General features: G+C 75.8%; 4 protein-coding genes. 2 read left to right on the top strand and 2 right to left on the bottom strand.

Annotated elements, in window-relative coordinates:
- Nucleotides 1-15: 15 nt before the first annotated feature.
- The gene (locus AB0O29_RS24690) at nucleotides 16-462 is read right to left on the bottom strand and encodes an enediyne antibiotic chromoprotein (protein WP_365154893.1); all 447 of its coding nucleotides are present in this window, start codon (nucleotides 460-462) and stop codon (nucleotides 16-18) included.
- A 282-nt stretch (nucleotides 463-744) separates the two neighbouring features.
- Between AB0O29_RS24690 and AB0O29_RS24685 the strand changes: the two genes are divergently transcribed.
- Together AB0O29_RS24685 and AB0O29_RS24680 are read left to right on the top strand one after the other, a co-directional pair.
- Nucleotides 745-3,999, top strand: a complete 3,255-nt coding sequence (locus tag AB0O29_RS24685; RefSeq protein WP_365154890.1) for an AMP-binding protein — start codon at nucleotides 745-747, stop codon at nucleotides 3,997-3,999.
- Nucleotides 3,996-5,150, top strand: coding sequence for a class I SAM-dependent methyltransferase (locus AB0O29_RS24680; protein WP_365154887.1), 1,155 nt, complete (start codon nucleotides 3,996-3,998; stop codon nucleotides 5,148-5,150). Before AB0O29_RS24685 ends, AB0O29_RS24680 begins: the two co-directional genes overlap by 4 nt.
- Nucleotides 5,151-5,184: 34 nt before the next feature.
- On the opposite strand, the gene AB0O29_RS24675 is transcribed toward AB0O29_RS24680, so the two are convergent.
- Nucleotides 5,185-5,946: an NAD(P)-dependent oxidoreductase gene (locus tag AB0O29_RS24675; protein WP_365154884.1), complete on the bottom strand. Its 762-nt coding sequence runs from the start codon at nucleotides 5,944-5,946 to the stop codon at nucleotides 5,185-5,187.
- Nucleotides 5,947-6,000 lie beyond the last annotated feature (54 nt).

Below are 6,000 nucleotides of genomic sequence, written 5' to 3'. Positions count from 1 at the left end.
AGAGGGGGGAGAGGGTCAGCCGAAGGTGAGGGCCACGCCGGCGCCCTGGGTACCGGGCCGGGAGGCGTCGGTGGCGCCGATGGCGCAGTGGCCCGCCGAGCAGTCGACGTCGGCCGTGCCGGCGCCGCCGGTCAGGTCGCTGGCCCTGAACCGCTCGCGCACGGTGAAGGTGACCTTGATGTCACCCCGGGCGTCGGCGGTCGTGGCCACCAGGCCCTGCTTGTCGCAGGCCGTGCCCTGCGGCTTGTCCGCGTCGCACTCCAGCAGCACGATCGTCGATCCGGGCGTGTAGCCGGCGCCGGTGACCGTGACCTTGCCGCCGTCGGCCGGCACCGCCCCCGCGCCCAGGGACAGGGAGGGCGCGGCGAAGGCGGACGTGCTCAGCGCCAGGGTCGCGGCGAGCCCGACACCGGCGAGCGCGAGGCCCTTTCCTGCCGTGCGGGCCTTGTGCGGGTACTTCATGTGGGGGACTCCTCGTCCTGCCGAAGGGGTGCTTACGGGAGACGAGTCTGTCCGCGGGCCCCCCACCCCCACGAGGTTCCAAAGATCGAATCCCGGTGTCCATCGACCGGACGACCCCCCGTCCCCCGACCGGCGCGCACCATTCGCCGCCCGGCCTCCGAGACGGCACTTCGATCGGATCTTTAAGCGGGCGCCCCACCATCGCCTAGGCGCAGCCCGGCCAGGCCGAGGCGACGACCACCGGACCCCGTCCGAGGGCGCGCCCCCACTGGAAGGAGCCAGATGCTCACCGGCAACCGACCCCTTTCGGCCGCCCACGGCCCCCGCACGGGATACCCCGACGGCGTCCGGGTCGAGCAGGTCATCGAGCGCCGGGCCGCCGAACGTCCCGACGCGGTGGCCCTGCGCATGAACGGCACCGAGCTCAGCTACGCCGAACTCGTCGCGGGCGCCCGTACGGCCGCCGCCCGGCTGGCCGCCCTCGGCGTCCGCCCCGGCGACGTGGTGGCCGTGCGTGCCGCCCGCGGCCCGCGCACCGTCGTCGTCCTGCTCGGCGTGCTGATGGCCGGCGCCGCCTACGCCTGCGTCCCCGCCGACTGGCCGGAGCGCCGCCACCAGGCCGTGCTCCGCACCACCGGCGCGGTGCTCCGGGTGCACGACGACCCCGACGACACCTCCGGCGACGTGCCCGCCGTGCACCTCCCGGACCTGCTGCGCCCCGGCGCCCCCGCCCCGGCGGCCGGCCGGCCCCCGGCCGGCTCCGACGCGTGCTGCGTCTTCTTCACGTCCGGCACCACCGGCGAGCCCAAGGCCGTACTCGCCCCGCACCGGGGCGTCCTGCGCACCGCGCTCGACCCGGCCCACGTCCTCCCCGGGCCCATGGTCTCGCTCCAGATCGCCTCACCGGCCTGGGACGTCTTCGCCCTTGAACTGTGGGTGCCGCTGCTGCGCGGCGGCACCTGCGTCGTCCACGACGGCGCCCACCTGACCGGCGGTCTGCTGCGCGCCCACGTACGCGACGGCGTCAACACCCTCGCGCTGCCCGCGACCCTGTTTAACGCCCTCGTCGAGGACGACCCCGACGCCTTCGACGGCCTCGGCCTGCTCCTGACCGGCGGGGCCCGGGCCTCCGCCCGCCACCTCGCCCGCTGCCGCGCCGCCCACCCCCGGCTGCGCGTGGTCAACGACTACGGGCCGGTGGAGAACACCATCAGCAGCGCCGCCTGGACCGCCGACGGCACGGCCCGCGACGACGTCCCCATCGGCACGCCCGTGGCCAACAGCAGCGTGTACGTCCTCGACGAGGAGCACCGCGTGCTCCCGCGCGGAGAACGCGGCCAGCTCGCCGTCGCCGGCGACGGGCTGAGCCTCGGCTACCTCGGCGACGAGCCCCGCACCCGCGAGCGCTTCCCCGTCCTCGCCCTGCCGGACGGCACGCGGCGCGTCTACCTCACCGGCGACCTGGCCCGCATGGACGAGCAAGGGCGGCTGTTCTTCCTCGGCCGCCGCGACCGCCAGGTCAAGGTGCGCGGCCTGCGCGTCGAGGCCGAGGAGATAGAGCGGCTGACCGAGGCCGTCCCCGGCGTCGGACGCGCCTGCGCGCTCGCCCTGCCCCTGGACGCGCCCGCCAAGACCCAGCTCGCCGCCTTCTACACCACCACGGACGGTGCCGTGCCCGCCGCCGCCGTGCGCCGCGCCCTCGCCGACACCCTGCCCCCCGGCTTCGTACCCGACCTGATCATCCCCCTGGCCGAACTACCCCTCACCACCAACGGCAAGGTGGACGAACGCACCCTGGCCACCCTCACCACCACCCCGCCCGCCCTCACGGCCCGTGCCACCCTCACCACACCGGCTGCCGAGACCGCCCCGGCCGCCCTCACCGCCCCGGCCGCCCAAGGCCCCGCCGAGCCGCCCGCGCCCGCCCCCGGCGGCACGCCGCGCCTCGTCCTCGACACCGTCGCCGACCTGCTCGGCCGCCCCGTCGCCCCGGACGAGGACGTCTTCTGCCACGGCGCGACCTCCCTCACCGCCATCCGCCTGGCCACCCGGCTAGGAGCCCGCATGGCCCGGCGCATCGAGGCCTCCGACGTCCTCACGGCCCGCACCCCCCGCGCCATCGCCGCCCTGGCCGACGCCGCCCCGCCCGCCGAAGCGCCCACCGCGCCCACCGCACCCACCGCGCCCACCGACGCACCCCTGCGCGCCCCCCTGGTCCAGGCCGGGTTCTGGGCCGCCTCCCGCGACGCCGGGCACCTGGACGAGGACGTCGTCCCCATGCTCTACCGGCTGCCGGACGGGGTGGACACGGCCGTGCTCAGCGCCGCCCTCGACGCGGTGATCGCCCGCCACGACGTGCTGCGCGCCCGCTTCAGCGACGGACCCCGGCTGCCCGGCGTCCGCGTCGTGCCCGCCTCCGAGACCGGCCAGGCGCTCACCACGCACGCCGCCGCCCCCTCGGAGCGGCAGGCCCGCGAAGCCGCCCTCGCCTGGCTGCCGAAGCCCTTCGACCTCACCGCGCAGGCACCCCTGAGGGCCGCCCTGTTCCCGGTCACGGGCGGCCGGCTGCTCCTGGCGGTCGCCGTCCACCACATCGCCTTCGACGGATGGTCCTGCACCCTGTTCCTGCGCGACCTGGAACGGGCACACACCGCGCTCGCCGCCGGGCGCCCCGCCTTCACCGACACCGCGCCGTCCTACTACCGGGCCGCCGCCGACCAGTGGGACCGCCACCGCGCCGACTACGCGCAGGCCGTGTGGTCCTGGCGGGAACACGCCGACGGCGCGCGGGAGCTGCGCTTCCCGCTCGACGCCCCCAGGCCGTGGAGCGGACCGGCGGCGGAACTCCCCCTGGAGATCGGCGAGGAGCTGCGCGGCCGGGCCGAACGGACCGCGGCCGCGGCCGGAGCCACCGGCCTGGCCGTCTTCCACGCCGCCTTCGTCCGGCTGCTGCGCGAGACCACCGGCGCCGCCGAACCGGTCGTGGCCGTGCCCTCGACCGGCCGCTTCACCGAGGAGACCGCCTCCGTCGTCGGCAGCTTCGCCAGCATGCTGCCGCTGCGCACCCCCGCCGCCGCGCGCACCGGTCCCGAACTCGTCGAGAACGCGGCACGGTCGCTGCGCCGGGCCATGCGCCCGCCGCTGGTCCCGATGGAGGCGATCATGCCGGAGCTGCCCGAGGGCTGCCGGCGCCACCCCCTGCTCCAGGCCCACCTGCTCCAGGTCGAACTGCCCCCGCCCCGTCTGGCCCTGGGCGACGAGTACGCCGCACGCCTGCACGTGCCGCAGGAGCGCGCGCTCCCGGAGCTGACCGTGGAGCTGTGGCTGCCCCCGGCCGACGGCGACGGGGTCCTCCGCTACCGCACCGACGCCCTCACCCCCGCGCACGCCGCCGAGCTGGCAGCGCGCCTGCCCGCCGGGATCCGGCGGATCTGCGAGGAGCTGGAGGCGCACCCCACGAGCCCGTCCGACACGGCCACCGACACGGCCACCCACGCCAACACCCACACCCACACCGACCCGAAGGAGGAGCGGTGACCCCATCGCCCACCGCCGAGATCCAGCAGCTCATCGCCGCCGCCGGGGACACCCCCCGCGCCCTGCGCCAGGCCGTCGACACCGTGGGCCCCGCCCGCGCCGCCGAACTGGCCCTCGCCGAGATCCGGACGCGCATCGCCGTCCCGGCCAACCCGCACCCGATCCGCGTCGGCCTGCGCATCGAGCACGACGGCTACGACACCGCCACCGACAGCACCCTGACCCTCACCGCCGGCCTGCCGGCCGAGTTCGCCGAGGGGCTGCACCCCGAGTGCCAGGTACGCGTCGTCTACCGGCTCAAGGACCTGGTACGCGAGCTGTGGGGCCCCGACCTCGGCCGCACGGCCGGCACCCGGCGCATCGAGCTGGCCACCGCCCACGACACCGAGTTCCCCTCCCGCGAGCTCCAGCCCTCGATCGCCGCGGCCACCTCCACCCTGATCGACGCCCTGGACCCGCGCAGCCCCGACCTCGGGGCCCTCGCCCTGCGCCACGGCTCCGACAAGTGGGGCCAGACGCACTGGTTCACCCCGCACTACGAGCGGCACTTCGCCCCGCTGCGCAACGCCCCGGTCCGCATCCTGGAGATCGGCGTCGGCGGCTACGCGGACACCGACTCCGGCGGCGGCTCGCTGAAGATGTGGCGCCGCTACTTCCACCGGGGCACCGTCTTCGGCCTCGACTGGTTCGACAAGTCCGCCCTCGACGGCCCGCGCCTGCAGATCCTCCGGGGCGACCAGAACGACCCCGCACAGCTGGACGCGCTCGCCCGCGAGCACGGCCCGTTCGACATCATCATCGACGACGGCAGCCACGTGAACGAGCACGTGCGCACCTCGTTCACGGCGCTCTTCCCGCACCTGCGGCCCGGCGGCTTCTACGTCATCGAGGACCTGTGGACCTCGTACCTGCCCGGATACGGCGGGGACGACCGGGACCTGAACGCCCCCCACACGATGATCGGCCTGCTCAAGTCCCTCATCGACGACCTGCACCACGAGGAGCGCGACCGCGCCGAGGGCACCTCGCCCACCCAGACCGAGGCCTTCCTGACGGGCATGCACGTCTACCACAACATCGCGTTCCTGGAGAAGGGCGTCAACGCCGAGGGCGGCATCCCCCGCTGGATGCCGCGCGCGCCGCACTGGTGAGGCGGCGCGGCGGCGGGCGGGCGGCCCGGCGGGCTCAGGCGGCGGCGGGCAGCGCGAGGTAGCGGTCGATGACGCTCTCGAAGTACCGCGGGCCCAGACCGAACCGCTCCTCGACGCCGGGCACCAGGCGCTTGAGCTTCGCGATCGACACCGGCGCGGCCGAACCCCGGCCCGCCGGTGCCACCACCTCACGCTCCGCCCGCACCCCCAGCCGCTCCTCGATGCAGGCCACGACCTGCTCGACGGGCACCGAGCAGCCCGACGCGAGGTTGACGACCTCGTCGCCGACGCCGGCCCGGAGCAGGGCGTCCACCGCCGCACCGGCGTGCGCGACGTCGAGGAGGTCGCGGTGCGCCCCGCCGTGCACCCGCACCCGGCCCGCGCGGACCTGGGAGACCAGGGACGGCAGCAGCTGGTGCGGGCGCTGCGCGCGTCCCACCAGGTTCGTCATCCGGCAGATCAGGTAGTCGACGCCGGAGCGGGCCACCGCCACCTCCATCGCCAGCTTGTGCCGGCCGTACGGCAGCGAGGGGTACACCGGGCCGTCCTCCTCCATGGCGGCGCCCTCGCAGGAGCCGTACATGGCGGCCGAGGCCGTCGACAGGAACACCAGCCGCCGGCCGTCGGCGCGGCACGCGCGGATGGTCTCGTACAGCTGGGCCGCGTCCCGGTCGAAGTCGGCCGACGAGGTCGCGGTGGTGGACGCGACGCCGGTGGCGTACACCACCGCGTCCGGGTGCCGGTGCGCGATGGCGCGAAAGTTCTGGGCGACGAAACCCCGGCCGATGATCTCCATCGAAGCGCTCCTTAGTGTGGCGAAGGGCGCCGCCGCGCGGGCATGCGCCGAGCC

This window comes from Streptomyces sp. NPDC089915 (genome assembly GCF_040684675.1).
Lineage (GTDB): Bacteria > Actinomycetota > Actinomycetes > Streptomycetales > Streptomycetaceae > Streptomyces.
This window is presented reverse-complemented; position numbering and strand designations above follow the sequence as displayed.

Excerpts from the sequence above, each read along its gene's own strand:
- AB0O29_RS24690 (WP_365154893.1), bottom strand. The coding sequence starts at position 462 with ATGAAGTACCCGCACAAGGCCCGCACGGCAGGAAAGGGCCTCGCGCTC.
- AB0O29_RS24685 (WP_365154890.1), top strand. The coding sequence starts at position 745 with ATGCTCACCGGCAACCGACCCCTTTCGGCCGCCCACGGCCCCCGCACG.
- AB0O29_RS24675 (WP_365154884.1), bottom strand. The coding sequence starts at position 5,946 with ATGGAGATCATCGGCCGGGGTTTCGTCGCCCAGAACTTTCGCGCCATC.